This is a genomic window from Candidatus Paceibacterota bacterium, from assembly GCA_041663045.1.
Lineage (GTDB): Bacteria > Patescibacteriota > Minisyncoccia > Phycocordibacterales > GWA1-40-21 > Bog-1340.
Map to the genome: position 1 here is coordinate 103,590 of JBAZRH010000001.1, position 26,011 is coordinate 129,600.

Genomic DNA, 26,011 nt, shown 5'->3' on the forward strand with positions numbered 1-26,011 from the left:
ACTCTATTTTACAAGTATGTCGAGTATCGGTGTGATAGCCTGCAAGGGGAGTGCCCCGTTTAAAACTATTTTTGTTTTGTCGCTTGTGATAGAGATATTTTGTGATAGACCGGATTTTACTACCAAGTCATTTATTGATTTTTCTACAGGAGAAGTAAGTGCTTTTCTCAAAACTATCAAACTATAAGGTGTGCCTTGAGCTCCAGCTTTTAGTCCATCCTGATATTGAGCTTCAACGGTGGCCGCATATTTTCCGCTTGAAAGACATGTGTTGAATTTGGCTTGATCCAAACCGATAGCTTTTGCAAAAACCGGCAAAAGACTAGGATCCATCTGATTGTTCGATGGCGTATTTGTATAAATCTTATCTATCATATTCCAGAAGCCAGTATTTCCAGCAAGCTCATTTGCGCATTCTGTCGCCTCAGCTTCTTTCCTTGTCTTTGGGTGAATACTATCAAGAGGGAAATGTCTGTATACCCAAGCTACTTTGCCATCTTTTCCATATTGGTCGATTATGCTTTGCATTGTGGTATGAAATCTCTTACAGAATGGGCATTCGGTATCGCTGTATTCCAAAATTGCTACATTGGCATTTGGATTGCCTTTAATATGATCCGAGCTATCTATCGTCTTAATTGATATTCCAGATGCAACCTGCTTTTTTACAGGTTGATTTGTATTTTGAGAAGGAGAGCTATCCTTGCCAGTCAGATAAATCGCTCCTGCGATTATAAATCCTGCCAAGAGTATTGCTGCCGGTACATAATAAACTTTGCTTTGTTCTGATGTCATCTTTTTATGAATTAATTGATAAAAAATTGCGTATGACTATTCTATCACAAAAAGGTATAATGTACGCAATATGCATATATTTAGCTCAATAATTTTGGGAATTGTCGAGGGAGCAACGGAATTTATACCGATTTCTTCATCGGGACACTTGATAATCGCGCGTGATATTCTCGGTTGGAATGGTTCAAATAGTCTTTCCTTTGACGCTGTCTTACAGCTCGCAACCGTTCTGGCTCTTGTGGTTTATTTTTGGAAAGATTTATGGCGACTTATCAAAACTTTCTTTGCAATGATCTTACAAAAGCCTGTTGAACATAGGGATGTGGTGATGATTTTTGCGATAATTCTCGGCACAATACCGGCTATCATTGGCGGACTCCTTCTGGAAAAACAAATGGAGACTATTTTCAGAAGTGCAGAGCTTGTAGCTTGGGTACTACTTGTTGGAAGTGCCGTGATGTATTTTGCAGAAAAATTTGCAACGAAAGATAAAATGCTTTCTATAGGGAAAGGCTTTTGGGTGGGACTTTTTCAATGTCTTGCACTAGTGCCAGGTTTTTCTCGTTCGGGTGCGACGATTTCTGGCGGGCTTTTCTTTGGACTCAATAGGGAAGAAGCGGCGCGATTCAGCTTTTTGCTTTCAATGCCGATAATCTTTGGTTCTGGTGTAAAAAAGTTTTTAGAGATTTACCACGCTGGCCTTAGTGGTGCTTCTGGTGTTGAACTTTTAGCCGGTTCGCTTACGGCATTTATTGTCGGCCTCCTCGCTATTGGCTTTTTGATGAAATATTTGAGAAATCATACCCTCAATCTCTTTGTCTGGTATCGTGTAATCTTGGCGGTAGTGGTTCTCTTGGTTTTACATTTTACTTAGTGTAGCCCTTGCGAAAAAAGTCATTTTCGTGTAGTATATTGGGCTATGGAATTTGCAGTGATAAAAACAGGCGGAAAGCAATATAAAGTTTCAAAGGGCGATACTCTAAAGGTAGAAAAGCTCCTTGGCGACTATAAAGTAGGCGATAAAATCGTCTTTGATAAAGTTTTGCTTGTTGATAATGGCAAAGACACCACTATCGGCACACCTTTCATAAATGGTGCAAAAGTAGAAGCAACTCTAGTAAAATCAGCCAAGCTTCCGACCGTCACTGTCATCCACTACAAGCAGAAAAGCAGATATTTCAAGAAAAACGGACACAGACAGCCATACTTCGAAGTCAAAATAGAAAACATAAAATAATTTTTAAGTCCCCGAGCCACTCGCTCGGGGACTTATTTTTTATTAAGTAGACGGGGATATCTTATGATATAATTAATTAATAAATTATTAATAAAAATATGACACCAGAACAAGGATCATTTGAAGATAAAGAACCGATAGTAAATCCTGAAGCAGGAGCAGAGGATGATGGTTTGAATACTATCAGGGAAAGAATAGAGAATATTAAAAAGACAAAAAAGAATATGAAGTTTCTACAAGGGCAAGTAGATGCTTTTAATGATGTGTCTTCTGCTGACCATACGGATTTAGACGGATTTGATAAAACTATTAAAACCGAGACCGCTAACGCTATGAAAGAAATAAGCCAACAATTCGATTTATTGAATGACGAAATAAGAAAGGCTGGTAAAATAGAATCTTCCTCAGGGGCTTCGTATGATGCAAAGAGTGTTATTAATAAGATTGCTTGGGTTAGACAAGACGCACTCTTAGGTAAAGATCCAGATTTTAATTCAATAACAAGGTCTCTTAATTTGAGAGATAGAGTTACCAAACTAGTCAATCTGATTTTAGAACTTAAGAGATAAAATAAATGCAGAAGAAATCCCACAAATATATTTTCGTAACTGGTGGAGTTATGTCCGGAGTTGGTAAAGGGATTACCACCTCATCTATTGGAACCCTTCTTCAAGCGAAGGGATTTTCTGTGAACCTTTTGAAAGTGGATCCTTATTTAAATGTTGACGCTGGGACTATGAATCCAACAGAACACGGCGAAGTGTTTGTCTTAAATTCCGGTCTTGAAACGGACCAAGATATGGGAAATTATGAGCGCTTCCTACATCGCGATCTTACAGGCGATGATTACATAACTTCTGGTATGGTTTATAAACATGTCATAGAGGCAGAAAGAGCTTTGAAATACGGAGGACATTGTGTGGAAGCTATACCTCATATTCGTGATGAAATAATTCGCAGATTTGAACATTCGGCGAAGATAAATAAATCAGACATCACTGTCGTGGAGATTGGTGGTACTGTCGGTGACTATCAAAATATAATGTTTATAGAAGCAGCGCGTACCATGAAAGTCCGCCATCCAAATGATGTGGCTTTTGTAATGGTGAGCTATATGCCAGTACCGGGGAAGCTTGGTGAGATGAAGTCAAAGCCAACTCAAAACGCTATTCGTCAGCTCAATTCTTATGGTGTGAATGCAGATATCGTCATAGCAAGGAGCGAAGTGCCGATGGATCATAAAAGAAGGGAAAAGATTGCCGTATCTTGTAGTCTGCCTACGGAAAATGTGATTTCCGCACCCGATATAGAAAGCGTTTTTGATGTACCGATGAATTTTGAAAAAGACAATCTTAGCGCAACTCTTTTGAAAGTTTTACATTTGCGAAAGAAGAAAAACGAACCCGGACTTCACAAATGGATTGCTTTTGCAAAGAAAGTAAAAGAGGTTAAGGATATGGTGGATATTGCTATCGTTGGAAAATATTTTAATACAGGAGATTTTGTGCTTACAGATGCTTATGTCTCGGTGCTTGAAGCGATAAAATATTCTGCATATAAACTCGGTAAAAAAGCCAAAATTCATACTATAAATGCCCGTGATTATGAAGGTGAACACGCAAAGACTGCAGATTGGAAGGCGCTTTTGAAATACGACGGAATACTTGTACCAGGAGGTTTTGGCGAGTCTGGAATAGAAGGGAAGCTCGCTGTCATAAAATATGCTCGCGAGAAGAAGATTCCATATTTTGGACTTTGTTATGGTATGCAACTTATGGTTATAGAATATGCCAGAAATGTGTTGGGGTTAAAAGATGCAAATACCGCAGAGATAAATCCAAACTCCAGCGCGCTTGTGATAGATGTGATGCCGGATCAGAAGAAAAAAATCGCGGAAGGAAATTATGGTGGAAGTATGCGACTCGGTGCTTATGATGCGAACCTAGAGAGGGGAACTATCGCTCGTGAAGCTTATGGTAAAGATGTGATACAAGAAAGGCATAGACATAGATATGAAGTGAACCCTGAATTTATAGAAAAGATTGAAGATGCGGGTATGGTATTTTCCGGCAAATCACCAAATGGCGTGCTTATGGAGATAGCCGAGCTCCCACGAAAAGTACACCCATTTTTCCTTGGTACACAATTCCATCCGGAATTTCTTGCAAGACCACTCACACCGCATCCTTTGTTTACGGAGTTTGTGAAGGTAGCAATAAAAAGAAAAAAGATTTAAAGATTGAGATAAAAAGAGGTGCGGGACGAAGTCTCGCACCTCTCTATTGATGTGCTTGTTGTTTTGGTGTAGTATCAATATTAGGAAGTAGGCAAATCACAAATCTTTAAAAAAGGAGGAAATTGTGGAGAAACCAAAAGTATTGATTGTAGAATTGGTACCAATGTTTTCTGCGATGTATGCCAACTTGCTCGCTAAGGTTGGTATCAAAGTCTTGACGGCAGACAATCTTGTCGATGCGGAATTCTTATTCAACGGGCATAGAGAGTCCTTGAGACTCGTCTCTGTCGATGGGGATTGCCTCGGCGTCGATATGACAGTCTTTGTACAGAAGATGAGAAATTCTGGCTTCAATGGTCCAAAAGATTACATTGTCGCCAATACCGACAATGTAGCATATCGTGATATATTGATGAGAGTCGGATGTTCGCACTACTGTGATAAGTCTAATGTTCTGACACTTATCAAAAGACTCGTGGACTTCGCTCCATCCTGAAATCGGTTACCCAAACACCCGCGCAATCCAAAAGGAAAGCGCGGGTCTTTTTATTCCAATTCTATTTTTATATCTCCGAAATATACAAATTCGTCTTTTTTAGGAGCCCAAGTCGCATCATTACCACCAAAGAATGTCGTGAACATAAATGAATCTATTCCATAACTCATACCTTTAGCCCTGAAAGTTCCTGTAGTCGAGAGAGCCAATTTCCCATCAAACCGACATGTGATATTCCCATCATTTTCTCCAGGAGTATTCATTACAATTCTTGTAGTAAGTGTATGCCATTTCCCCGGTATAAACCTAAAAGGTCTCATATCTCCGTCCAAATCAATCCAAGGTAAATCATCCCCCCAATTTTTCTTTTCATCTTTTTCCATCCAATACATATATTGGAAAATTTCCCCATTTTCTCTCCACATTACCCTCGCAGTAAAACCATCTCCGAGATTCGACTTATCGCCACCCCTTGGGGCTGTGCCACCATAAAATCCAGGTAATTTTCCACCCCTTACAAAATCAAATCCTTCCGGAAACATAACCTTATATGTAACAGTTGCAGATTCTACAGGCTTATCAAATCTTAAACGCCACCTCGTCTTTTCTTCTTGTATTATTTCTTTTTGATACTTTATCTGTAAAACTTTTCTGTCATTATTAAGAGGATCTTTTACAATACTACAAAGACCCTCTTTTACACCTACAATTTTAGGAGGATTATTGAAAAGTCTATTTATTATCTTTTCATCAATCAATCCGACAATTTCTTTATCAAAAGTAATTTCTATTATTTTAGGCATGTTACCCTCTATTTTTTAAAGCGTTTTTAATAGTCTCTGGGTCGGAGTATTCAAGCTCTGTGCCAGTAGAAAGTCCGCGACCAAGCTCGGAAATCTTTATATTATATTTCTCGGCGAGCGGGGAGAGGGCTTTTTTCATGATTTCTGCGGTATATTCTCCTTCGGAGTTGGCATCTAAACCAATAATTATTTCTTTTAGGCCTTTATCGGCATTTCTGCTTACAAGCGAAATCATTTCATTTAATCTTATCCTTTGTTCCGGATTTTTATCGAGAATCGGTACAAGCCCTCCAAGGACAAAATATTTTCCACTAAAAAATCTGCTTTTTTCTATATTTTCCAAATCTATATCTCGGCTGACTATCATAAGAGAGCTTGCATCACGGGTAGTATCAGCACAAATATTGCAAAGTTTTTTCAGATCAGCGTTTTTTACCTGTCCGGTCAGGATAAAATATTTTTTACAATCAGCACAAGTTTCTATTTCACCACGCAGATTAGTGATCTCTTTTCTAAATTCGTCCACATAGCTTGGATTTCTTGTAATTAAAAAATACACGAATCTCCTCGCTTGTTTTGGCCCGATACCAGGGAATTCAGAAAATATTTTTGTTAATCTTTCTATGGAGTTCATAAGTTTGCCTTTATTGCATGGATGCTCCAAAGTCTCCAAAGTCGCTTTTGTCTACAGGTAAGAAAGAAGACTTGTCAGCGTCAAAATATAGATCAACTTTTCCTGTTGGACCATTTCTGTGTTTTTCTATGAGAATTTCTGCTGTTTGTTTTCTACCACCACCCTCATCATTTATCTCTCGGTGAATAAACATGACAACATCGGCATCTTGTTCAATAGAACCTGAATCTCTTAAGTCTGAAAGCCTTGGTTTGCCACCTCTTTGTTCCACAGCTCTCGAAAGCTGTGAAAGAGCAAGGACAGGGATATCAAACTCTTTTGCGAGTTGTTTGAGAGAGCGCGAAATTTCAGTAATTTGTTGAACTAAATTGTCATTGTTCTTAGTTTGAACAGGGGACATAAGCTGAAGATAATCTATAACAACAAGACCAAGCTTTTTCTCATGTTTAAGACGTCTTACAATAGAGCGAATTTTCAAAATATTGTTTGCAGCTTGGTCGTCCACGTAAATTGGTGCTTTTGAAAGGGGTTCAAGTGAAGAGCGGATTTTTTCAAACTCGCTATCAAGAGAAAGATTACCCGTGCGGAGTTTCCATGCATCTACACGTGATTCTGCGGCAAGCATTCTGTCTACGAGTTGTTGAGTACTCATCTCAAGTGAAAAGACTGCTGTTGGTATGCCGTACCTGATCGCCGCGTTTCGCACTATATCCATCGCAAGAGAAGTCTTACCCATGGAAGGTCTTGCAGCAAGAATAATAAGATCCGAATTTTGTAGTCCAGAAAGTTTGGCATCCAAATCTTTGAAACCGGTCGGTACTCCACGAAGTTCACCCTTTGTCTTATGAAGGCGATCAAGTCTTTCCATTGCTTTTCCAAGCTCATCTTTTAATTCTATAAAATTACCAGAAAGGTTTGTGCTCGTAACTTCGTACATTTTCTTTTCGGCCTTATCTAAGAGTTCTTCAAGTTCAAATGCTTCATCATAACCGAGATTGCCGATATGCTCACCGGCTTCTATCAGGCGTCGCATAGTGTGCTTTTTCTGGACTATTTGCCCATAGTGTTCGGCGTTGGTGGAAGAGGGGACGACACTTGTAAGCTCGGTGAGATAACTCATACCACCGACTCTATCAAGCTCACCATTTTCTTTTAGTTTGGAAGAGAGTGTAAGAAGGTCTATTGGTTCTCTCTTATGATACAGATCCATCATCGCTCTGAAAATGATTTTGTGTTTTTCAACATAAAAAGCTTCTGGATGAACAAGGTCCATAATTTCAGGTAGCTTGTCTTGGCTCAACATAAGAGAACCGAGAAGTGCCCTCTCGGAGTCTATGTTTTGTGGCGGAATTCTGATATTTATTTTTTTTGCTTCATTTGCCATTGAAACAATTTTATCACGCCCTCTTGAAAAACTGCAATCAAAAAAGAGAATAAAATGTGAGTAATATGTGGAGAATAAAAATGGCCGGATCTACTCACATGAGCAAATCCGGCCAACCAAAATCGATTCAAAATCTAAAAGAGAAGCCGACAAAGATCGTGGAATCGTGACTTTTATGATAGTTTGAAAGATCCAAACCATAGTCGCTTGCATATCCTGCAAGTTCTGAGGCCAAATATCGTCCGGGGAGGATGATAAGACCAAAAACGATCAGCAAAGTTTGTGCAAACTTTTTCAAAATTAGTCCTTTCTAGACTGGGTTCATATCCAATATATTTATAGCATTTTTAAGGAAGAGGGTCTATATTTTGGTGATTTCTTGACCTTCAGATGTATCTTTTACAGTATAACCAAGAGTGAATATTTTATCTCTAAGCTCATCTGATTTTTTCCATTCCTTATTTTCTCTCGCAACACTTCTTTCGTCTAATATTTCCTGTATCTCAATTGGCATCTTTTCTATAGTATTTGAATTTATTGTTATATCTTTCAAATTCAGTCCAAGTACATTATCAAAATCTAGAATAGTAGCGAGTTTGTCTTCATCGGAGAAGTTTGATCTTAAGACTTCACTTAAAATTGCAAGAGCCTGTGGAGTATTAAAATCATCACTAATCTTTTCTGTAAAGTCTTTTTTATATTTCCTATCTATTTTGCCGACTTTTTTACCAAGAGATAAGACTTGCTTTCTTAATCTATCAAGACCACTTTGTGCCGCTGTCAGAGATTCCCAAGTGAAATTTTGTTTGGATCGATAGTGTGCCTGCAAGAAGAGGAAACGTACAGAGAGCGGATCAAAACCCCTTTCTTTTACATCGGCTAAATTATATGCTGTGCCGTCTGATTTTGCCATTTTACCACCGTTTGTTATAAGCCATTCATTGTGTAACCAATAATGTACAAAAGGCTTTCCATTTGCAGATTCGCTTTGGGCAATTTCGTTTGTATGATGCACTGGTATGTGTTCTATACCCCCCATATGTATATCAATAGTATCTCCGAGGAGTTTCTTTGACATTGAAGAACACTCAATATGCCAGCCAGGAAAGCCGTTGCCATTTTCTACAAGAGCCGACTTAAATGGAGACGGCCAATATTGTATTGCGTTTTTATGTGTGCCTGCGCGGAAAAACCACAAAGCAAAATCTACATGATTTCTCTTTTGCTTGTCTTCCACATCAGCATGTCCACTGCCGGCCCTATTTTCTTCAAGGTTTTGTCTTGATAGGCGAGTATAATCTTTTGCTTTTGTTACATCGAAATATATGGCGAGATCTGTGGAATATGCGAAGCCTTTTTTCAACAAAGTCTCGATCATCTGTATGATTTCTTTTATATAGTCAGTTGCACGTGGAGTAAAATCTGGTAGTGGGATGTTTAAATCTTTAATGTCGTTTTCAAAGATTTCAATATATTTGTCGGCGATTTGTCTGGGGCTTAAACCTTCTCTTTTTACCCCCTTTTCCATTTTGTCTTCACCAGAATCACCATCAGAAACAAGGTGACCAACATCGGTATAGTTCCTGACAAACTTTACTTTGTATCCGAGATACACAAATGTCTTACGTATGAAATCAGACAAAGTAGCTGCACGGAGATTACCCAAGTGTTGTGTCCAGTATACTGTTGGCCCGCATTGATAGAAACTTACATGACATTTCTTAATCGACTTAAATAACTCCTTTTGTTTGGAAAGAGTATTAAAGAGATATATAGGTTTTTCTTCTTTCTTTCTGAAAAAATCTAAGATCATTTTAAAGCCATTTCTTAAATCTTGCGAGGACAAGTAAAACGACAACAGCAATTACTTCTGTGGAAACTATTATTGGCCAATCGTGTGTATAACCAATAAACGGGGTATTTATGGTATTCATCTGGAAGAATCCCGTAATAACAGTAAAAGGAAGAGCCAAGAAAGTAAGTATGGTTAAAGTCTTCATGATTTGATTCTGCTTTGTATTTAAAAGAGAATCGTTTGTATCACGGAGTTCTTTTAAGAAATCTACGCTATTTTCCATGACATCATGTATCCTATAGTATTCATTGAGGAGTTTATCACAATTATCTGCAAATTCTTCGCCGAAGAACTTCAATGTAAGTCCTGGCAAAGTCTCGAATATCTCTTTGTGAGAATTTACAGTATGATTTAAGTGTAATAGATCTCTATTCAGATTTGAAATAGACCAGACCATTTCTTTCTCTTTTCCTCTAAAGACTGATTTTTCAACTCTTTCAAGGGAATCATTTAGAGAGTCAACCTCATCAGAGATTGCTTTGTATAATTCTTTTATAATATAGTAGAAGACATATCCAGCGTGATCAGTCATTTTTTCTTTGTGCAAGATTGAATTGACCTCAAATGTTTTTTGGAATCTTTCAAGGGCGTCGATGGACTCATATCTCGTCGTTATTATAAAATCTTTACCGACTATAAAATCCACCTCCTGATCTTTTGCATCACCATCTGCCCCTCGTCTTAAGATGGGGAAGTGCATAACAAGATAGAGATAGTTTTTGTGCATAGCTATCTTTTCTTTGTATGTTGGAAGTTGGAGATCTTTGGCTACCGATGTGTTTACCGAAAATTCCTCTACGAGATCTCGTACATCTTCTGTAGTAGGATTCTCTACATCTACCCAAGTGACGGACTTATATGTATATTTTTTGATCATATAATTTTATATTACTTCCTGAAATTATACCTTTTTAATTATTTTGTAACAAGTTAATAAGAAATTGACCAAGTGGATTAATTTTGAGATACTTATGTGAAATATGGAAAATAATTTCAAATTGAGCAAGTTTGTTTTGGTTCTTGGTGTAATCCTTGCACTAGTCTTTGGAGTAGGTGCTTATGTTGGGGTCAGATTCTCAGACTCTTCCATACAGAAGATTGTCTTTGTTGATAATTCTAAAATAGATAATACCTCATCTTCTACCATTGACATGACACCTTTTTGGGAAGTCTGGAAGGATCTAGAAACCAGATTCGTACCGACAGTTAAAAGTTCAAAAGTCATAAATAATCAAGAAAAAATCTGGGGAGCGATACAGGGTCTAACTACCGCATACGGAGATCCTTATACGATTTTTATGCCACCAGAAGATAGCACGGCATTTGAAAGTGATATTAGTGGAAATTTCGAGGGAGTTGGAATGGAAATCGGTATCAAAGAGAATAGTTTAATAGTTGTCTCTCCCCTGAAAGCCACCCCTGCATACAATGCTGGTATAAAGAGTGGAGATCAAATACTTACTATAGATGGTAAATCCACAGAAGGTATATCTGTGGATAAAGCCGTAAAGCTTATTAGAGGAAAGGCAGGTACACAGGTCGTTTTAAAAATAGCCAGGGAAGGTAAAAAAGATTCCTTTGAGGTAAAAATCACCAGGGGGATTATAAATGTTCCTACTCTAGACACGGAGATAAAGGGAGATGTTTTTGTGATTAAACTTTATAATTTTTATGCACCAGCCGCAGGCGCTTTCAGATCTGCTCTTAGGGAATTTATTGATTCAGGCAAATACAAACTTACTCTTGATCTTCGAGGTAATCCTGGAGGATATTTAGAGTCTGCCGTAGATATGGCGAGCTGGTTTTTGCCTATGGGTAAGGTGGTTGTAAGTGAAGATTTTGGTATGAAAGGAGGAAAAATATATAGAAGCAAAGGATACGATGTATTTACAGATCAACTCAAAATGGTAATTTTAGTAGATGGTGGTTCAGCCTCAGCCTCGGAGATTCTTGCCGGAGCTTTACAAGAACACGGAGTTGCAAAGCTTGTTGGTGCGAAGACTTTTGGTAAAGGCTCGGTACAAGAACTTATAAAGATAACCCCAGAGACATCACTAAAAATGACCATTGCAAAATGGCTTACACCAAATGGAAATTCGATTTCAGAGAAAGGGATTACCCCTGATTATGAAGTAAAAATATCCGATGCTGATGCAAAGGCCGGGGTGGATTCGCAATTTGAAAAAGCGGTGGAGGTGTTATCAAAATAAAAAATAAAGACGGAAACCCAGCCTTTGCATATGTACCTGTTTTGTATTAGTATGAACATATATAAATTAATAAATATTTTATGAAAATCATACTTATAAAAGATGTAAAGAAGGTTGGGAGGAAATTTGAGATAAAAGATGTGGCGGATGGCTTTGCTATAAACTCGCTTATACCGTCTGGCTCAGCTTTGCCAGCGACAGAAGGGAATATCAGAAGTGTTGAATCGAGGAAAGTAAAAGACACTCTTTCTAAAGAGGAATTTGAAAAAGGATTGGAATCTGCTGTGGCAAAACTGAAAGATGGAAAGCTGTTAATTCTCGGAAAAGTAAATGACAAAGGCCATTTATTTGCTGGAATTCACAAAGAGCAGATTATAGAAGAATTTAAAAAGCAGACAGGCACCGAGCTTCCTCTCGATATTTTTGAGCTTGAAAAGCCGATAAAGGAAGTGGGGGAGCAGACTGTGAATCTAAAGGTGAATGGGAAGAGTTTTGAGATAAAGCTTTTGATAAAGGCAGAAAGTATTTAAGACTAACGAAATTTTTGCACGGGGTCCTGTCAACCTATTCATTTTGAAATGCACGGATATTTTCTTGCTAAAAAATTCCTCGTTCCTTACAGGAACTGTACACCTTTCACATTTTGAGTACAAAACGTTCAAGGTCTTTCATTTGGGTCCCAACCCAAATTTCAACTCGCGCCAGTCGCGCTCCCAAGGCATTTCAAAATGAACAGGTTGCCACCCCTACACAAAAACTTCGTTAGTTAAAAAAACCACCTTGCGGTGGTTTTTTGATTTAGGCTAATTTTACATTTACGAGGTTTCTTCTAGTGATAGTAGAATCAAAATTGTTTTTTCTCTTTGTGGTGTATTCTACAATGCCGTCCTTGAGAGCAAATAAAGTGTGATCTTTACCGACACCGACATTCTTTCCGGCGATAGTGTTTCTACCTTTTTGTCTCAAGATTATCTGACCGATTTTGGCGATTTCTCCATGGTTAATCTTCACGCCTAAATATCGTGGATTTGAATCTCGCCCATTTCTTGTTGAACCTTCTGCTTTACGATGTGCCATTTTATTTTTTGAAAATTAATATCCACAAAACTGTGTGGATTTGATACAATATCTGTACAAATGAGTATAAATGATTTGACCGGAAAAATCAAGTCCTTTTCTGCGGATATCAAAGACAAGGTATATAGCAAGGAAATTGGCCTTAAAATAGGGGCAGATTTGTTTATTGTGTTTATTATTGTGCTTGTAGGGATGGCTTCATTTGGTCTGGGTAAATTGTCGGCAATAGAAAAGAAAAAGACGCCGATAGCGGTGTATAAAGTGGAGGAAGCTCTGCTTGCCAATGCTTTGAAGGAAACTGTGACGGAGGGAGGGGAGGGCGGCGCGTCCGCGGACTCTCGCGCCGCCCAAATTGCTCCCACCCCGACAAATCCTTCAAATGGCCTAGTCCTCGCCTCAAAAAGTGGCACAAAATACTATTATCCTTGGTGTTCTGGTGTAGATCGCATCAAAGAAGAAAATAAAATCTGGTTTTCTACCATGGAAGAAGCCAAAGCGAGGGGTTTAGCCCCAGCGGTCGGTTGTACAGGATTAAAATAATCCGTGATATAATTTATTTATGATAATTGTAGATGTGGAAGCCAGCGGTCTTGATCCAAATAAACATGGTATTGTATCTATTGGAGCGATTGATTTTGATACACCGATGGAACAATTTTATGGTGAATGTAGGATTTCAAAAGAATTGCATATTTTAGATGAGGCCATACCTATTGCTGGTTTTTCCGAGACAGAAATGCGAGATCCACAAAAGCAAACCGACACAGAACTCATAGAAAAGTTTATTGACTGGGCTATGAAGCGAGGAGAGCATACTTTCGGAGGTCAGAATCCATCTTTCGATAGAGATTTCTTGCAAGCGACCGCGCACAGGGCTCATTTGGACTGGCCTTTTGCTTATAGGACAATAGATCTACATTCTATTTGTTATATGCATATGATAAAGAGGGGATTAATTCCACCTACGGAGAAAAACAGAAGCTCGCTTAATTCTGCAAAAATAATGCAATATGTAGGAATTCCGGCAGAGATAAAACCACACAACTCTCTAAGAGATGCAAAATCCGCAGGAGAAGCTCTCTCTCGATTACTTTTTGATAAGAAATTATTGCCAGAATATGAAAAATACCAGATACCTTGGTTTTAGGTACTAGCCTTATATAAATACCACCAAAATTTAGACCACAGAATAGGTGAGAAATCAAGGAAAATGTGGCTCAACATAGCCCTTATTTGATGTTTGACGGTGGTCGAAAAGCGTTGTAAAAGCTTGACAAGTAAAACCAAATATGCTAGTATGTATAGGAATCAGAGCGAGTCTCTGATTTTTATATGATAGAAATAATAACAACATCATTTTTTGTTTTTTCTTCACTATATGGTTCAGCTTCGACAATAGTTGCTGATAACGTTTCAACAAGCCCTAGGGGAGTGTTGGCACCAATAGAAGAGAAGACAGAAATAAATATTCCAGACAATGAAGGTCTTAGAAATAAAGTTCAAAAATTATTTGCTGAGGATCCTCTCTTAATAGATATCGCTAGATGCGAATCTCATTTCAGGCAGTATGACAAAGATGGAAGCGTCTTAAGAGGTAAAGTCAACAAATCAGACGTCGGTGTTATGCAGATCAACTTATATTATCATGCTGATAAGGCAGGTAAACTAGGATATGATCTTATGACTCCGGAAGGCAATATGGCTTATGCTAAGTATCTTTATAACAGAGAAGGTGTGCAACCATGGATATCTTCTTCGGCTTGCTGGAATGATAATACGGCAGCTATCCCGTCAAATCAGATAGCACTTATTAAGTAATTTATTAGAGATTAAACATAAAAGGCGGGCGCACAAAGTGCGCCCGCCTTTTATGTTTTCCTCGTTGACAAAAAACTGCTTTGTAATAGTCTTTAATCAGAACAGAACAAAGGGAGACATTATGAAAATCGGAGTTTTAGTTTTATATTTGCGGAAAGGTAAAATCCTTCTTTGCAAGAAATGGACCGGTGCAAAAATCGGAGCCAATAAATGGAATAGCTATGGTGGCGAGCTTGAAGTCGGTGAAGACTCGGCAGATGCTGGTGTGAGGGAAACCCATGAGGAGTCAAACTGGGGTCTCAATGTCAAAAAGAGACATCTTGTACCAAAGGGCGAGATAACTTTCTACGATTGGCAAAACACAGCACTCTGGTTTGTTTATCTCTTTACCTGCACTGAGTTTGAGGGTGAACCACTGGAGTCAGAAGAAATGAAGACTCCGACATGGTTCTCTCCAGCGGAGATTCCGACCTTGGATATGCTACCGGCAGACAAGATCTTTATACCGATGCTTATAGCAGGGGATGAGATCAGGGACGGTTGGGTCAGATTCAGCAAAGATATGACGGCCGTCGAAGATTATCATCTCCCGACCACTCTCATTGCTGTTTGATTGTCAGTGTGGAAGTTAGTGAGCCGACCTGTTGCACGGTCGGCTTTTCTTTTGCTCCAGTTTGTGTACCCTAATTGGTTGAGGGAAGAGGGCTTATTACATTATATACATGTCGCACAATATATCTTGCCCGCTATATACATGTATAATAAGGCTGTTTATCTTTTTAACCACTTCCCCCTCTGCAAATCAAAAAAGAACCTTTAGTAGGTTCTTTTTTGATAATAATTATTATTGTAGAAGATCTAATCCATGCTGGAAAACTTTCCACACTACCCCAACGATGAGTTTATCCCAAATATAAATTATCGGAGCCGCCAAATAATTGTTCCAGAATGTCTTTATGAAGTCCCACATATAGCCTAGATTACCTTGTACTTTATCCCCACTTATAATACCCCCTATATCGAAGCCAAAGTATCCGAGAATGATCAGAGCGATCACTATTAAAATTATCATCTTTATTAAACCTTTTTTCATATGAGATTATATTTAAAATTTCTATTACCCTACAATTATATCACGTTAAAAGCCCTGTGGGTGTTTATAAGTAAGCCAATGGATCAAGATAAGCTCTTATGTCTGCCATCGGCAATATATATGTACCTTTGCAGACAGCACTTTTTTTACTCATTATTTTTACACCCTGTGAGGCAAATAATCCAAAGTGGAGGTGCGGACCGGTGGAGTAGCCAGTGTTTCCGGAGTATCCTATTATATCTCCCGTAAATATTTGATCACCGGCCTTAACTTTTATAAGAGAAAGATGTCCGTATAAGGTCGTTAGGCCATTATTGTGTTTTATGAGAACCCATTTACCATATGAAGCACCAGAACAGACAAGATCCGTGTCACCTGTCCCTTCCACAGTGCCACTTAGTGTGGCTTTAACTCTTGTACCAACAGATGCTCTAAAATCTACCCCATTGTGACTTCCTGTCGTGTAGAGCCTGCCAGAGTCTGATGTCACCCCAAACCTTTGTGTTATATAGATATTATCTAATGGCCAAGACAAAATGCCTTTTCCAGCCGCAGGGATACTATTTGGATCTATAGCAAATTTTAGCTCTGATTCAAATTGAGCAAGTTCTTTATCAAAAGCATCTGCAAGGGCCTGTTTCTCTGACAGAAGTCTTTTATAGTTGGATTCTTTATTTTTTGTTTCGGTAAGGACTTTATTCTTTTCTTTTTTGTTTATTTCTAAGATTGCTTTCTTATCCTCCAGTTCTGATTTTAGAGATAAAAGTTCTTTTTTCTTGCTTTCATTGTCTTTCTTATCAATACCGAGATCATCCCTAACCTTCTTTGTTTCTATGAGTTTATTTTTTAATTGATTTTGCAATTTATAAATACCCTCCATTTCATTCCAGAACTCTGAAAGATCTTTATATTTTAAAAGAGTCTCTATTATAGATGAATTATCAGATTCATTTACTTCATTTATCAAAACCTCTATAACCACACTGTTTTTGTCTATTTCTGTTTCTTTCTTTCTTATTTCAATACCAAGCCTCTCTATTTCAAGATTTGCAGAGTTTATATTGTTTTCTGTGAGTTTTATATCTAAGGAAGTTTTCTTTTCGGTGGCTTCAAGAGTCTTTATGGCTTTGGAAAGTGTATCCGCTTGAGTACCGATATCTTTAAGTTGATTTTGATACTGGTCTATCTCTTTTTGTAATTGTTCTCTATTCTTACTTGTTTGTTCTATTTTTTGTTTTATTTCATCTATTGACGAAGAATAGCAGATATTACTTAATAAAAGCGAAAGCAGAAAGATAAGCGAATATAAAGCTGTCTTTTTTAAGAAAAACATCTTATTTTGAAAGAATTGTAATTGCATTTTCTATCCTTTGAAGTGTCTCTTTTTTACCAAGTATTTCACACAAGACAAAAGGATCAGGTGATTTTTCTTTTCCTGATAGAGAAACGCGAAGTGGCCAGAGAACGTTACCCCTCCCCTTTTCTTCGGCTATTTTCCATATGGTTTCTTTTACTGAATCTTTATTAAAATTATCTTCAGATATTTTTACCAGTAATGTAGATACTAAAGACAAGTTTTCTTTGGCTTCATCTTCTGTACCCCCCTTTTTCCAGACAAGGATCTCTTCTTTGATACTAGGCTTTTCAAAGAAATATTGAATATCTCCATCGGCTACCATTTTATCTATATCAGACCAAACGTTTATTCTTTCTGTTATTATTGGGGTGATTTTATCCACAATATCTTTATCTTGGCAATTAGATGGCAACCTCTTCCCTATTTCCTCCTTTATTTTTTCACCAGGCAACCTTTTTAGATATTCTTTATTAAACCATAGAAGCTTTTCTTTATTAAATATTGCCCCACCCTTTTGTACCTTCCCAATATCAAATTTATTGATTATGTCTTCAATCGTCATCATCTCTATATCACTTCCGGGATTCCAGCCGACCATTGAAATGAAATTTATAAAAGCTTCTGGAAGATAACCCATCTTTTCATAATATTTTACAGAAGTCATTTCACCATGTTTTCTTTTGGATAATTTTGCCCTATCTTCTGCAAGAATAAGCGGTAAGTGCGCATATATAGGGGTTGGTGCACCGAGGGCTTCTTGTATGAGAATATGTCTTGGCGTATTGGAAATATGATCTTCACCCCTTATTACATGTGTAATACCCATTTCAAAATCATCTATAACAACAACAACGTGAAATATTGGTTCTTCTAAGCTTTTGGCAATAACGAAGTCTCCAAGTTCTGTTGTATCAAATTCTATTTCCCCGCGTATAAGATCTTTAAACTTTATCTTTTTATTTGGATTTCTAAATCTTATAACTTCTGCTCTCTGACCCTCTTCTTTTATTTCTTCTTTAGATATATAAGCCTTGTCTTCTTTTATAAGATTTTCTATATATTTTTTATATACATGTTCTCTTTCAGATTGTTTAAAAGACTCATCGTAGCTAAGCCCAAGCCATTTCATGCCATTTAGTATGTCGTCTGTGTATTCCTTTTTAGACCTTTCTTTGTCGGTGTCTTCAATTCTTAATAGAAATTTACCTTGATTTTGTTTAGCAAAGACATAATTAAAAAGTGCTACCCTAGCACTACCAACGTGAAAAAGGCCCGTTGGGCTGGGTGCAAATCTAACAACAACTTTTTTGTCGCTATTGCTCATGTTGAAGTCCTATTTGGATTATTTCTCCGGCTATTACCTTTGCTGAGTCGCCTTTTATAAAACTTTTTGCTCCAGTAGTCATCTTTTTATATAGTTCTTTATCATCCATTATTCTAATTATTTCAGTGAGAAGGATATTTGAAGAAAGATTTTTCTCTTCAATAATTGTAGCTGCACCAAATCTAGCATAGTTATAAGCGTTTTCTCTTTGATGATTACCGTTTGAGTCTGATATTGGAATTATAATACTAGGAAGTCCCCATGAAGCGATTTCAAATATGGCGGAGCCGGCACGCGATATAATCAGACTTGAAACGCCAGCTGCCATACTGATATTTAGATTATCTAAATAATCATACGGCCTATATCTTGTCTTATATTGACTTTCTGAAAGCACAACACTAGCTGTTCTAGAGACTTCTTCTATATTAGCTTTACCTGTTTGGTGTATTACATAATATCTTTCTACAAGTTGTGGAAGGATATTTAATATCTGTTCATTGATAAGTTGAGAACCGAGAGATCCGCCGATGATAAAGATCACTGGTGCGTCTTCTTGCATGCCCAAGAACTCTCTTGCTCCGGATACTGTTGGTGACAGAACAGCTTTTCTTATAGGATTTCCAGTATAAGCTACCTTTGTTTTATCAAAATATTCCATCGTCTCTGGATATGATACTGCAATTTTATTTGCAAATTTAGCTGACCATGTGTTTGTTCTGCCGGGTATACTATCAGATTCATGTATAATCACAGGGATTTTTAGAAGTCTTGCAGCAAAAAGTACCGGGAAGCTAGTGTAAGCGCCTTTGCTAAAAATCACATCCGGATAGAGTCTAAAAAGTTTAATCGTTGCAGAAATTATTCCGAAGGAAGTTTTAAACAGATCAAAAAAATTTAGTAAAGAAAAATATCTACGAACTTTTCCTGCCGATATTTTTATAAAGGTAATATTATTATCTAGAAGCGCTTCAGAATCATAAGGCGAATCTGACATAAAAAAGATCTCAACAGGTAAAAGCTTTTCTTCTTTTACTTGTCTGTTTATTTCTTCCGCTACGGCAATAAGTGGATAAAAATGTCCACCCGAGCCACCTCCTGTAAGTAATATTTTCATAATTTTAATTTTTCTGTTGTAGTTTTGCTGATCTCGATACACTGATTATAATACCTATTTGTATAAGTGTTATAAACATAGCCGTTCCTCCCTGACTAAAGAAAGCCAATGGTACACCAGAAATAGGTATAACGCCGAGCATTGATGCAATATTCATGAATGAACGGCACGTTATAAGTATAACAATTCCTATGACCAAAAGTCCACCAAAGGAATCAGGAGATCTTATGGCTATTCTAAAAGCCCTGAAGACGAAAAATAGAAAGAGTAATATTATAAAAATACATCCAATAAAACCGAGTTCTTCTCCAGCGACAGCGAAGATGGAGTCGCTTATAGACTCTGGTAGAAATTTAAACTTCTGTATACTTTGTCCAAGTCCTCTTCCAAACATTCCACCAGACCCCACAGCAATAAGCGATTGCTGTATTTGATACCCTGAAGACTGTGCATTATCTGCTGGATTAAAAAAAGAAGTAATTCTTGTCATGATGTATGGCCTAGATAATGCAAGGACGACTAAGAATAAAAGTCCAATAAGACCGACAGCGATTATGTGTTTAAATTTACCTCCAGCCGAGACGAGCATCACTACACCTACGAATCCAAGTATAAGGAAAGAGTCTGCATCTGGTTGTAAAAGTAATAATATTCCAGAAATACCAAGAAGTATAAGTAGGGGTAATAAGCTGTATCTAAATTGTTCAATTTTATCTTTTACAAAAGAAAACCAGGCGGCCAGGTATATAATAAATCCAGTATTTAATATTTCAATCGGTTGAAATGTCATGCCCGCAATATCAATCCATCTTTTTGCTCCGTTTATTGATACTCCCAGTTGAGGGACAAAGACAAGTATCATTGATATTACTGATAATAAGAAAATATAAAAAGAATATTTTTTGAGAATTCTGTAGTCTAGTCTTGATACTAAGTAGCAGGCAACAAAGCCGACAAAGAGCCCCCAAAAAACCTGTCTAAACATTATTGATGCAAACTTAGCGCTATCTTTTGCAAGTATTCCCATTGATGCTGAAGTAAAGACAGCAAAACCCAAAACAGCCATAATTAAGACGGTGGAAAAAAAGACCTTATCTACCTCTCTTTTTTGAGACATTTTATATAAGTGCCAAAATTAATCCGAAGACTGCGCAAACGATGCTTACAATCCAATATCGCATAGAGACTTTATATCCCGGCCAACCTTTGGCTTCGAAATGATGGTGTATTGGTGCAACAAGAAATATCTTTTTACCTCGAAACTTTTTAGATAAAAGTTGAATTACTACAGAAAGAGTTGTAATAATTAGCGGAAAGGCAATAATGGGAAGAACCGCAACTCCCCTACCATCTACCATTGAATCTGTCATGAAGGCGATAATACCGAGCGTAATAGTAAGTGCCATACTTCCGGTCTCTGACATATAAAAACGTGCCGGAGGGATATTAAACCACAAGAAAGCAAGAATAGAACCGACAACAACAATACAAAAGGCTGCAAGATTTATCTGGTTTTGGAAAAAAGCGATACCTGCATATGCAGCAAAAGCGGAAGCAAAAACCCCTCCAGAAAGTCCATCTATGCCATCTATAATTCCACCAGAATAGATAAGAAGAATTACCATGATGAAGATTGGAATGAACCAGAAACTAAGATCGATACCGTAAATGAACGGGAAATTTATTGTATTGACTTCGAGTTTGAAATAAAACCATAGAGAAATCAGAAAAGAAATTATTGCTACAAGAAAAAGTCTTTTTCTTAACGAAAGACCTCCGGCATAGTTTCCACCACTACCTCTTATATCAAGAATATCATCCAGGAGGCCGATGATTGCACCGAGGAACATTGTCGAAAACGGTATCCACGTCTGATTTCTACTTAAGAAATCAAGCTTGGTCAAAATGTCTGTCGGGAAAAAGTGCGCCAAGAGCCATAGACCAACGGTTGTAATAATCACCGATGCCCAGATGACAATACCTCCCATTCTTGGGGTGCTTGTCTCTCTTGTAGCGTGGAGACTGTTGAATATAGGCGTTCCGCCACCGTCTATTGCGACAGTCTTAGCTTTCTTTTTCCACATTTCGTTCTTGTATAGAAAGTTTGTGATGAAAGGCGTTATGAGAATACCAACAACGAAGGAAATTATAGCCGGCAATATTACTTTAATTACATTTATAGCCATTTGGGTATTATATAATTTTTCGTGACTAAAATAAAGATCACTCGGAGAGTTTTTGTAAAGTGAGTTTGACCAGGTTCTCTACATCCGTAAACCTTCCATCCTCGGTCGATCCAAGTGCAACTACAGCGACAGGGTGCATAAAGCCCGCATCAAATACTATAGCCAGATTTCCACCCGCAAGGTCTGTAAAACCAGTTTTTGAAGCCAAGATTTGTGGAATCTTATTTATATAGGTATTTGTATTTTTTGCTTCATGTTTGATTTTGTCATCAGAATTATAGGAAGTTTTTTCTAGGACGGTATCTGATATCAAGCTTGGATTATTTTTAATAATATATGCTAAGAGATGTGTTATGTCGTAAGCAGAGCTATATGCACCGGACAGATCTTTGTCTATATCAAGACCTGTTTCATTCAGAAATACTGTGTCTCTCAGTAAAATATCTTCAGCTTTCTTATTCATCAGGGATACGGTATTTTCACTACTTGTGCTATGTATCAGACTATAATTATTTATTGCACTAGCGATAGCCTGTATGCCATCATTTGAAGATGTAATAAGACTAAAATCAATTAAGTTTTTAAGTCCCCACCTCTCTCCTACTAATAACCCACTATCCCCTTCTTCTTTTATTGCATCTAAATCTATTTTTATAATAGTATTCTGTGGTAAATTCTCTTTTGCTATAAGGGCAGTCATAAGCTTTGTGACAGAAGCAAGTGGAAGATGTGTGTGCTCATCTTTTGCGAATATGATTTTGTCTGCCAGGATGTCATAAACACAATACGACTTTGCCGTTATGTCTTTAAATGAAGAGTAATCGAATATTTTTAGTGGTTGTTCCACAACCTCTTTCGTCTTTATATCTCTATCTATAATTATAGACAGAGACAAAACAACCAAAATTATAATAGCTACAAAAAACCATTTTTTTTTAATAAATACTAAAGTCCCCATGTTTATATCTGTTCTACTGTCTTTTCTTCCGAATCTTTAGTTTTATCATCCTCCACCTCTTCTTGTCTTTGAGAATTTTTAAAACCTTCGATTTCCTCTTTTGCTTTGGCGAACTCCGGCATTTCTTCTATTTTTGAAAGTCCAAGATATGAAAGAAGTTCAAAAGTCGGTTTATATAGGAAGCTTCTCTGATCTTTTGGATTTTGGATTTTTTCTACCAGCCCGCGAATCATAAGATTTCTCAAGATAAATGTGGATTGCACGCCTCTGATATAGTCTATTTCTGCGCGAGAAAGTGGTCCCTGATAGATAATGATAGAAAGCGTTTCAAGTCCTGCTCTACCCAAATCTCTCACAAGCTCTTCTTTTGTAAGTTTTTCTATAAGCTCCGAAGTATCTTTTGAGGTACCAAGTGTGACTTCGTTTTCTTTTCTCACTAGTACTATTCCTCTATCCAGAAGTTTTTTCTCAAGCTCGATAAGACTTGTCGAAATCTCTTCTTCACTTTTATTAAAAATCTGTGCGAGCTTTTTGATCGCAATCGGCTCCCCTTTCCAGAAAAGCACCGCTTCTAATTGTTTTTCTAAATTATTCATAATTGATTTTGTTTAATGGGTGTAGATGCACTCTTTTTGGAAACTTGCGAGCGCGACTGGCGCGAGCACGAGGAATTTTTTAGCAAAAAAATATCCGTGTTCCAAAAAGAGTGCATCGAAACCCCTAATCATCCATACATTGGTATTCCAACATGCTTACTTTCCATCTTTATATCATCAAATTTATTTTCCTGCGAGGCTTCTATTATACCTTGTTTTACAAGCTCTAGCATAGCCAAGAAGCTCACAATCACATTTATTTTTTCTGATTTCCCCATACCAGAGAATTCTTTGAAACTCATTTTCAAATGGTTTTTTACTCTATCTGTAAGACTCGTAATCATCTCTTCTAAACTCACCACTTTAGTTATTTTTACCTGTGGTTTTTTTTCAAATTTTGGAAGATTTTTAATAACTTCAAAAATAGCCTTGGCGATACTTTCTTTTGTCATGGAAGAATCCGGCGAGAAGACAGGTTCGAATTTTCTAGTATTTGGAAAAAAGATTATCTTTTTACAGAAATTATTTTTTATATGAATACTAAGCTCCTTGATTCTCTTATAGATTTTAAGTTTAAGCTCGAGGTCGTGTATATCACTCTTTTCTTCATCAGTAAGGTTGAGTGTCGGTAAAAGAGATTTCGATTTTATGAGAAGTAGTGTAGAGGCTATCACGAGGAATTCTGAAGCATCTTTTATCGGGAATTGTTCTCTATTTTGCAAATGTGCGATAAAATCATCCGCGACTTTCGCAAGCGAAATATCATTTATCAAGAGTTTTCTCTTTTCAATAAGCGAAAGTAGCAGGTCCATCGGCCCCTCAAATACCTCCGTTTTAATTTTGAATTGATTCTCAGTCATTTTTCAGCTTACTATATAGGTATTCATCCGTCATCTTACCATTCTTAAAATAACTTCTTCTCATAATTCCTTCAAGTTTAAAACCAGTTTTTTCTAAGACTTTTTTAGACCCTTCATTCCAAGGGTATACTGTAGCTGATATTCTGCATATTTTTGTGTTTTTGAAAATATATTCAATAAACAATTCTATTGCTTCTGTAATTATTCCTTTTCCCCAAAATTTTTCGTCTAGCCAGTATCCAAAACTCATAGCACTATTATTACTATTTTCTTTAATGCTTCCTCCAATTCCACCAGCAAAGACACCGTTTACTTCTATTGCGAGTTTAAGTGGGAATTTTATGATAGTTTGTTCTTTAAGATTTCTCTCAACCCATAATTTTGCGTCTTTTTTAGTGTACGGATTCGGCCAACCAGAATACATATTCTTTGCGATTGCTTTATTGTTCGCAATTTTAGCCATAGGATCTATATCATCCTTTTTGTATGATCTCAATACACACTTATTTCCTTTTAATATTATTTCTCTCTTCATTTTATAATTAAAACATCTATAACAACCACAACATTTATAACTTATTTCTTTTTCTTAATCTCCAATCTCAAATCCCTAAGTTGTTCGGCAGAGACTTCTCCAGGGGCGTTCATCATTAGGTCCTTACCCTCACCGTTTTTTGAGAAAGCGATAACTTCGCGAATATTCGGTTCGTTTTCAAGAATCATAATCATCCTATCGAGTCCCCAGGCAATACCGCCATGCGGAGGTGTACCAGCACTCAAAGCTTTCAGCATATGGCCATATTCTCTCTCAATCTTTTCTTCACTGTATTCCATTATTTCGAGCACCTTCTTAAGCGCTTCGGGCTTATGATTTCTGATACTTCCGCCACCCATTTCAGAGCCGTTCAATGCTATATCATATTGCGAAGCGACTATCTTTTCTATATTTTTCTTATTCATAAGATCGTCAAAAGATTCTGGTTTTGTTCCCGAAAAAGGATTGTGTGTAAATGTCCATTTGCCGTCCTCACCTTTTTCAAACATTGGAAAGTCTACAATCCAAGCAAATGCCAATAAATCCGGATCATTTTTATCTGTCCTTATATCAGGTTTATCAGAGCCGTATTTCGCCATCGCCTCGGCGTACGGAATCTTTGGAAAAGGAATTTGCTGAATTTTCTTCTGAGGATACAAAGTCTTCACTACTTCTATAATAGCTTTTTCATTTACAGCCATAACATCTTCTTCTGTGGCGAAGCTCATTTCTAAGTCCATCTGGGTGAATTCTGGTTGTCTATCACCTCTTGAATCTTCATCTCTATAACACCTTGCAAATTGAAAATATTTTTCAAATCCTGAAGCCATCAATATTTGCTTGTATTGCTGTGGTGACTGCGGAAGGGCGTAGAAATTGCCCGGCTCCAATCTTGAAGGGACCAAGAAATCTCTTGAACCTTCTGCCGTGGCGACAGTAAGGCTTGGAGTTTCCACTTCGCAAAAACCCTCCTTCTCCAAAATATTTCTGACAAGAAGCATTACTTTATTTCTATTTCGAATATTTTTCTGCATCCTCGGTCTTCTCAAATCCAAATATCTGTATTTCAAACGTGCATCTTCTCCTACATCCATGCCGTCACCACGTACATCTATCGCCGGAGTTTCCGCTTCATTTAATACAGTCATGAAAAGTATTTCCACTTCTACTGCGCCATTTGCCTCATCTTTATTTACCATCCTTTCCGGTCTTGCATTTACTTTACCTGTAACTTCTACAACCCATTCAGGACGAACAGTATTTGCTAAAGTATGGGCTTCTTTGTGATTTGGCAATGCCACCATCTGCACCTTGCCGGACATATCACGTATATCTATGAAAATAAGTTTTCCGTGATCACGCCTTACATCCACCCAGCCTTTTATGAGGACTTCTTCCCCCACCTTTCTCGCCAATTCTTTTATATATGTTCTTTGCATG

Annotated in this window: 29 protein-coding genes; 11 read left to right on the plus strand and 18 right to left on the minus strand. The window is 37.4% G+C overall.

Annotation, left to right across the window (positions count from 1 at the left end; translation table 11 throughout):
- Window positions 1-3: 3 nt before the first annotated feature.
- The gene (locus WC631_00455; GenBank protein ID MFA6226945.1) at window positions 4-795 is read right to left on the minus strand and encodes a thioredoxin domain-containing protein; all 792 of its coding nucleotides are present in this window, start codon (window positions 793-795) and stop codon (window positions 4-6) included.
- 70 nt (window positions 796-865) lie between these two features.
- On the opposite strand from WC631_00455, the gene uppP reads away from it, so the two are divergent.
- From uppP to WC631_00480, 5 genes are all read left to right on the plus strand, one after another.
- Window positions 866-1,669: an undecaprenyl-diphosphatase UppP gene (gene uppP / locus WC631_00460; protein MFA6226946.1), complete on the plus strand. Its 804-nt coding sequence runs from the start codon at window positions 866-868 to the stop codon at window positions 1,667-1,669.
- 45 nt (window positions 1,670-1,714) lie between these two features.
- Entirely contained in the window at window positions 1,715-2,032 is a 318-nt protein-coding gene (rplU, locus tag WC631_00465; GenBank protein ID MFA6226947.1) for a 50S ribosomal protein L21, read from the plus strand.
- Between the two features lie 98 nt (window positions 2,033-2,130).
- Window positions 2,131-2,601 (plus strand): hypothetical protein, encoded by a 471-nt coding sequence (locus WC631_00470; GenBank protein ID MFA6226948.1) that lies wholly within the window; start codon window positions 2,131-2,133, stop codon window positions 2,599-2,601.
- 5 nt (window positions 2,602-2,606) lie between these two features.
- Window positions 2,607-4,268: a CTP synthase gene (locus WC631_00475; GenBank protein ID MFA6226949.1), complete on the plus strand. Its 1,662-nt coding sequence runs from the start codon at window positions 2,607-2,609 to the stop codon at window positions 4,266-4,268.
- A 124-nt stretch (window positions 4,269-4,392) separates the two neighbouring features.
- Complete coding sequence (locus WC631_00480; GenBank protein MFA6226950.1) at window positions 4,393-4,764, plus strand: hypothetical protein; 372 nt, start codon at window positions 4,393-4,395, stop codon at window positions 4,762-4,764.
- A 50-nt stretch (window positions 4,765-4,814) separates the two neighbouring features.
- Here the strand turns inward: WC631_00480 and WC631_00485 are convergent, their stop codons facing one another.
- From WC631_00485 to WC631_00505, 5 genes are all read right to left on the minus strand, one after another.
- Window positions 4,815-5,567 (minus strand): polysaccharide lyase, encoded by a 753-nt coding sequence (locus WC631_00485; GenBank protein MFA6226951.1) that lies wholly within the window; start codon window positions 5,565-5,567, stop codon window positions 4,815-4,817.
- A 1-nt stretch (window position 5,568) separates the two neighbouring features.
- A complete protein-coding gene (locus WC631_00490) occupies window positions 5,569-6,201 on the minus strand; it encodes a toprim domain-containing protein (protein ID MFA6226952.1) in 633 nt (210 codons plus the stop codon).
- A gap of 10 nt (window positions 6,202-6,211) precedes the next feature.
- The gene (gene dnaB / locus WC631_00495) at window positions 6,212-7,585 is read right to left on the minus strand and encodes a replicative DNA helicase (GenBank protein MFA6226953.1); all 1,374 of its coding nucleotides are present in this window, start codon (window positions 7,583-7,585) and stop codon (window positions 6,212-6,214) included.
- 361 nt (window positions 7,586-7,946) lie between these two features.
- A complete protein-coding gene (gene cysS / locus WC631_00500) occupies window positions 7,947-9,398 on the minus strand; it encodes a cysteine--tRNA ligase (GenBank protein MFA6226954.1) in 1,452 nt (483 codons plus the stop codon).
- Between the two features lies 1 nt (window position 9,399).
- Window positions 9,400-10,317, minus strand: coding sequence for a CorA family divalent cation transporter (locus tag WC631_00505; protein ID MFA6226955.1), 918 nt, complete (start codon window positions 10,315-10,317; stop codon window positions 9,400-9,402).
- 103 nt (window positions 10,318-10,420) lie between these two features.
- Between WC631_00505 and WC631_00510 the strand changes: the two genes are divergently transcribed.
- Both WC631_00510 and rplI read left to right on the plus strand, forming a co-directional pair.
- Entirely contained in the window at window positions 10,421-11,650 is a 1,230-nt protein-coding gene (locus tag WC631_00510; protein MFA6226956.1) for a S41 family peptidase, read from the plus strand.
- Between the two features lie 80 nt (window positions 11,651-11,730).
- Window positions 11,731-12,180 carry a 50S ribosomal protein L9 gene (gene rplI, locus WC631_00515; GenBank protein MFA6226957.1) on the plus strand — a complete coding sequence of 150 codons (450 nt, stop codon included), beginning with the start codon at window positions 11,731-11,733 and terminating at the stop codon, window positions 12,178-12,180.
- A 268-nt stretch (window positions 12,181-12,448) separates the two neighbouring features.
- Here the strand turns inward: rplI and rpmA are convergent, their stop codons facing one another.
- Window positions 12,449-12,727, minus strand: coding sequence for a 50S ribosomal protein L27 (rpmA, locus tag WC631_00520; GenBank protein ID MFA6226958.1), 279 nt, complete (start codon window positions 12,725-12,727; stop codon window positions 12,449-12,451).
- A gap of 60 nt (window positions 12,728-12,787) precedes the next feature.
- Here rpmA and WC631_00525 point away from each other — a divergent pair, with 60 nt between their 5' ends.
- The 4 genes from WC631_00525 to WC631_00540 all read left to right on the plus strand — a co-directional run bounded on the left by WC631_00525 (window position 12,788) and on the right by WC631_00540 (window position 15,158).
- Window positions 12,788-13,267 (plus strand): hypothetical protein, encoded by a 480-nt coding sequence (locus tag WC631_00525; protein MFA6226959.1) that lies wholly within the window; start codon window positions 12,788-12,790, stop codon window positions 13,265-13,267.
- Between the two features lie 19 nt (window positions 13,268-13,286).
- Window positions 13,287-13,874: a 3'-5' exonuclease gene (locus WC631_00530; protein MFA6226960.1), complete on the plus strand. Its 588-nt coding sequence runs from the start codon at window positions 13,287-13,289 to the stop codon at window positions 13,872-13,874.
- A gap of 185 nt (window positions 13,875-14,059) precedes the next feature.
- Window positions 14,060-14,545 (plus strand): hypothetical protein, encoded by a 486-nt coding sequence (locus WC631_00535; protein ID MFA6226961.1) that lies wholly within the window; start codon window positions 14,060-14,062, stop codon window positions 14,543-14,545.
- Between the two features lie 121 nt (window positions 14,546-14,666).
- Window positions 14,667-15,158, plus strand: coding sequence for an NUDIX domain-containing protein (locus WC631_00540; protein ID MFA6226962.1), 492 nt, complete (start codon window positions 14,667-14,669; stop codon window positions 15,156-15,158).
- Between the two features lie 231 nt (window positions 15,159-15,389).
- Here the strand turns inward: WC631_00540 and WC631_00545 are convergent, their stop codons facing one another.
- The 11 genes from WC631_00545 to aspS all read right to left on the minus strand — a co-directional run bounded on the left by WC631_00545 (window position 15,390) and on the right by aspS (window position 26,010).
- Entirely contained in the window at window positions 15,390-15,638 is a 249-nt protein-coding gene (locus WC631_00545; protein ID MFA6226963.1) for a hypothetical protein, read from the minus strand.
- A gap of 64 nt (window positions 15,639-15,702) precedes the next feature.
- Window positions 15,703-16,998 (minus strand): peptidoglycan DD-metalloendopeptidase family protein, encoded by a 1,296-nt coding sequence (locus WC631_00550; GenBank protein MFA6226964.1) that lies wholly within the window; start codon window positions 16,996-16,998, stop codon window positions 15,703-15,705.
- Window positions 16,973-18,319, minus strand: a complete 1,347-nt coding sequence (gene gltX / locus WC631_00555) for a glutamate--tRNA ligase (protein MFA6226965.1) — start codon at window positions 18,317-18,319, stop codon at window positions 16,973-16,975. The genes WC631_00550 and gltX overlap by 26 nt, the downstream gene beginning before the upstream one ends.
- Window positions 18,309-19,436, minus strand: a complete 1,128-nt coding sequence (locus WC631_00560) for a UDP-N-acetylglucosamine--N-acetylmuramyl-(pentapeptide) pyrophosphoryl-undecaprenol N-acetylglucosamine transferase (GenBank protein MFA6226966.1) — start codon at window positions 19,434-19,436, stop codon at window positions 18,309-18,311. The genes gltX and WC631_00560 overlap by 11 nt, the downstream gene beginning before the upstream one ends.
- Window positions 19,437-19,440: 4 nt before the next feature.
- The gene (locus WC631_00565) at window positions 19,441-20,553 is read right to left on the minus strand and encodes a putative peptidoglycan glycosyltransferase FtsW (protein ID MFA6226967.1); all 1,113 of its coding nucleotides are present in this window, start codon (window positions 20,551-20,553) and stop codon (window positions 19,441-19,443) included.
- Window position 20,554: 1 nt separating this feature from the next.
- Entirely contained in the window at window positions 20,555-21,622 is a 1,068-nt protein-coding gene (locus WC631_00570; GenBank protein ID MFA6226968.1) for a hypothetical protein, read from the minus strand.
- A 37-nt stretch (window positions 21,623-21,659) separates the two neighbouring features.
- A complete protein-coding gene (locus WC631_00575; protein ID MFA6226969.1) occupies window positions 21,660-22,580 on the minus strand; it encodes a hypothetical protein in 921 nt (306 codons plus the stop codon).
- A 2-nt stretch (window positions 22,581-22,582) separates the two neighbouring features.
- Window positions 22,583-23,176, minus strand: a complete 594-nt coding sequence (gene scpB / locus WC631_00580; protein MFA6226970.1) for an SMC-Scp complex subunit ScpB — start codon at window positions 23,174-23,176, stop codon at window positions 22,583-22,585.
- A 128-nt stretch (window positions 23,177-23,304) separates the two neighbouring features.
- Entirely contained in the window at window positions 23,305-24,036 is a 732-nt protein-coding gene (locus WC631_00585; GenBank protein ID MFA6226971.1) for a ScpA family protein, read from the minus strand.
- Entirely contained in the window at window positions 24,029-24,571 is a 543-nt protein-coding gene (locus tag WC631_00590; GenBank protein ID MFA6226972.1) for a GNAT family protein, read from the minus strand. The genes WC631_00585 and WC631_00590 overlap by 8 nt, the downstream gene beginning before the upstream one ends.
- 41 nt (window positions 24,572-24,612) lie before the next feature.
- Window positions 24,613-26,010: an aspartate--tRNA ligase gene (aspS, locus tag WC631_00595; GenBank protein ID MFA6226973.1), complete on the minus strand. Its 1,398-nt coding sequence runs from the start codon at window positions 26,008-26,010 to the stop codon at window positions 24,613-24,615.
- Window position 26,011: the final 1 nt, after the last annotated feature.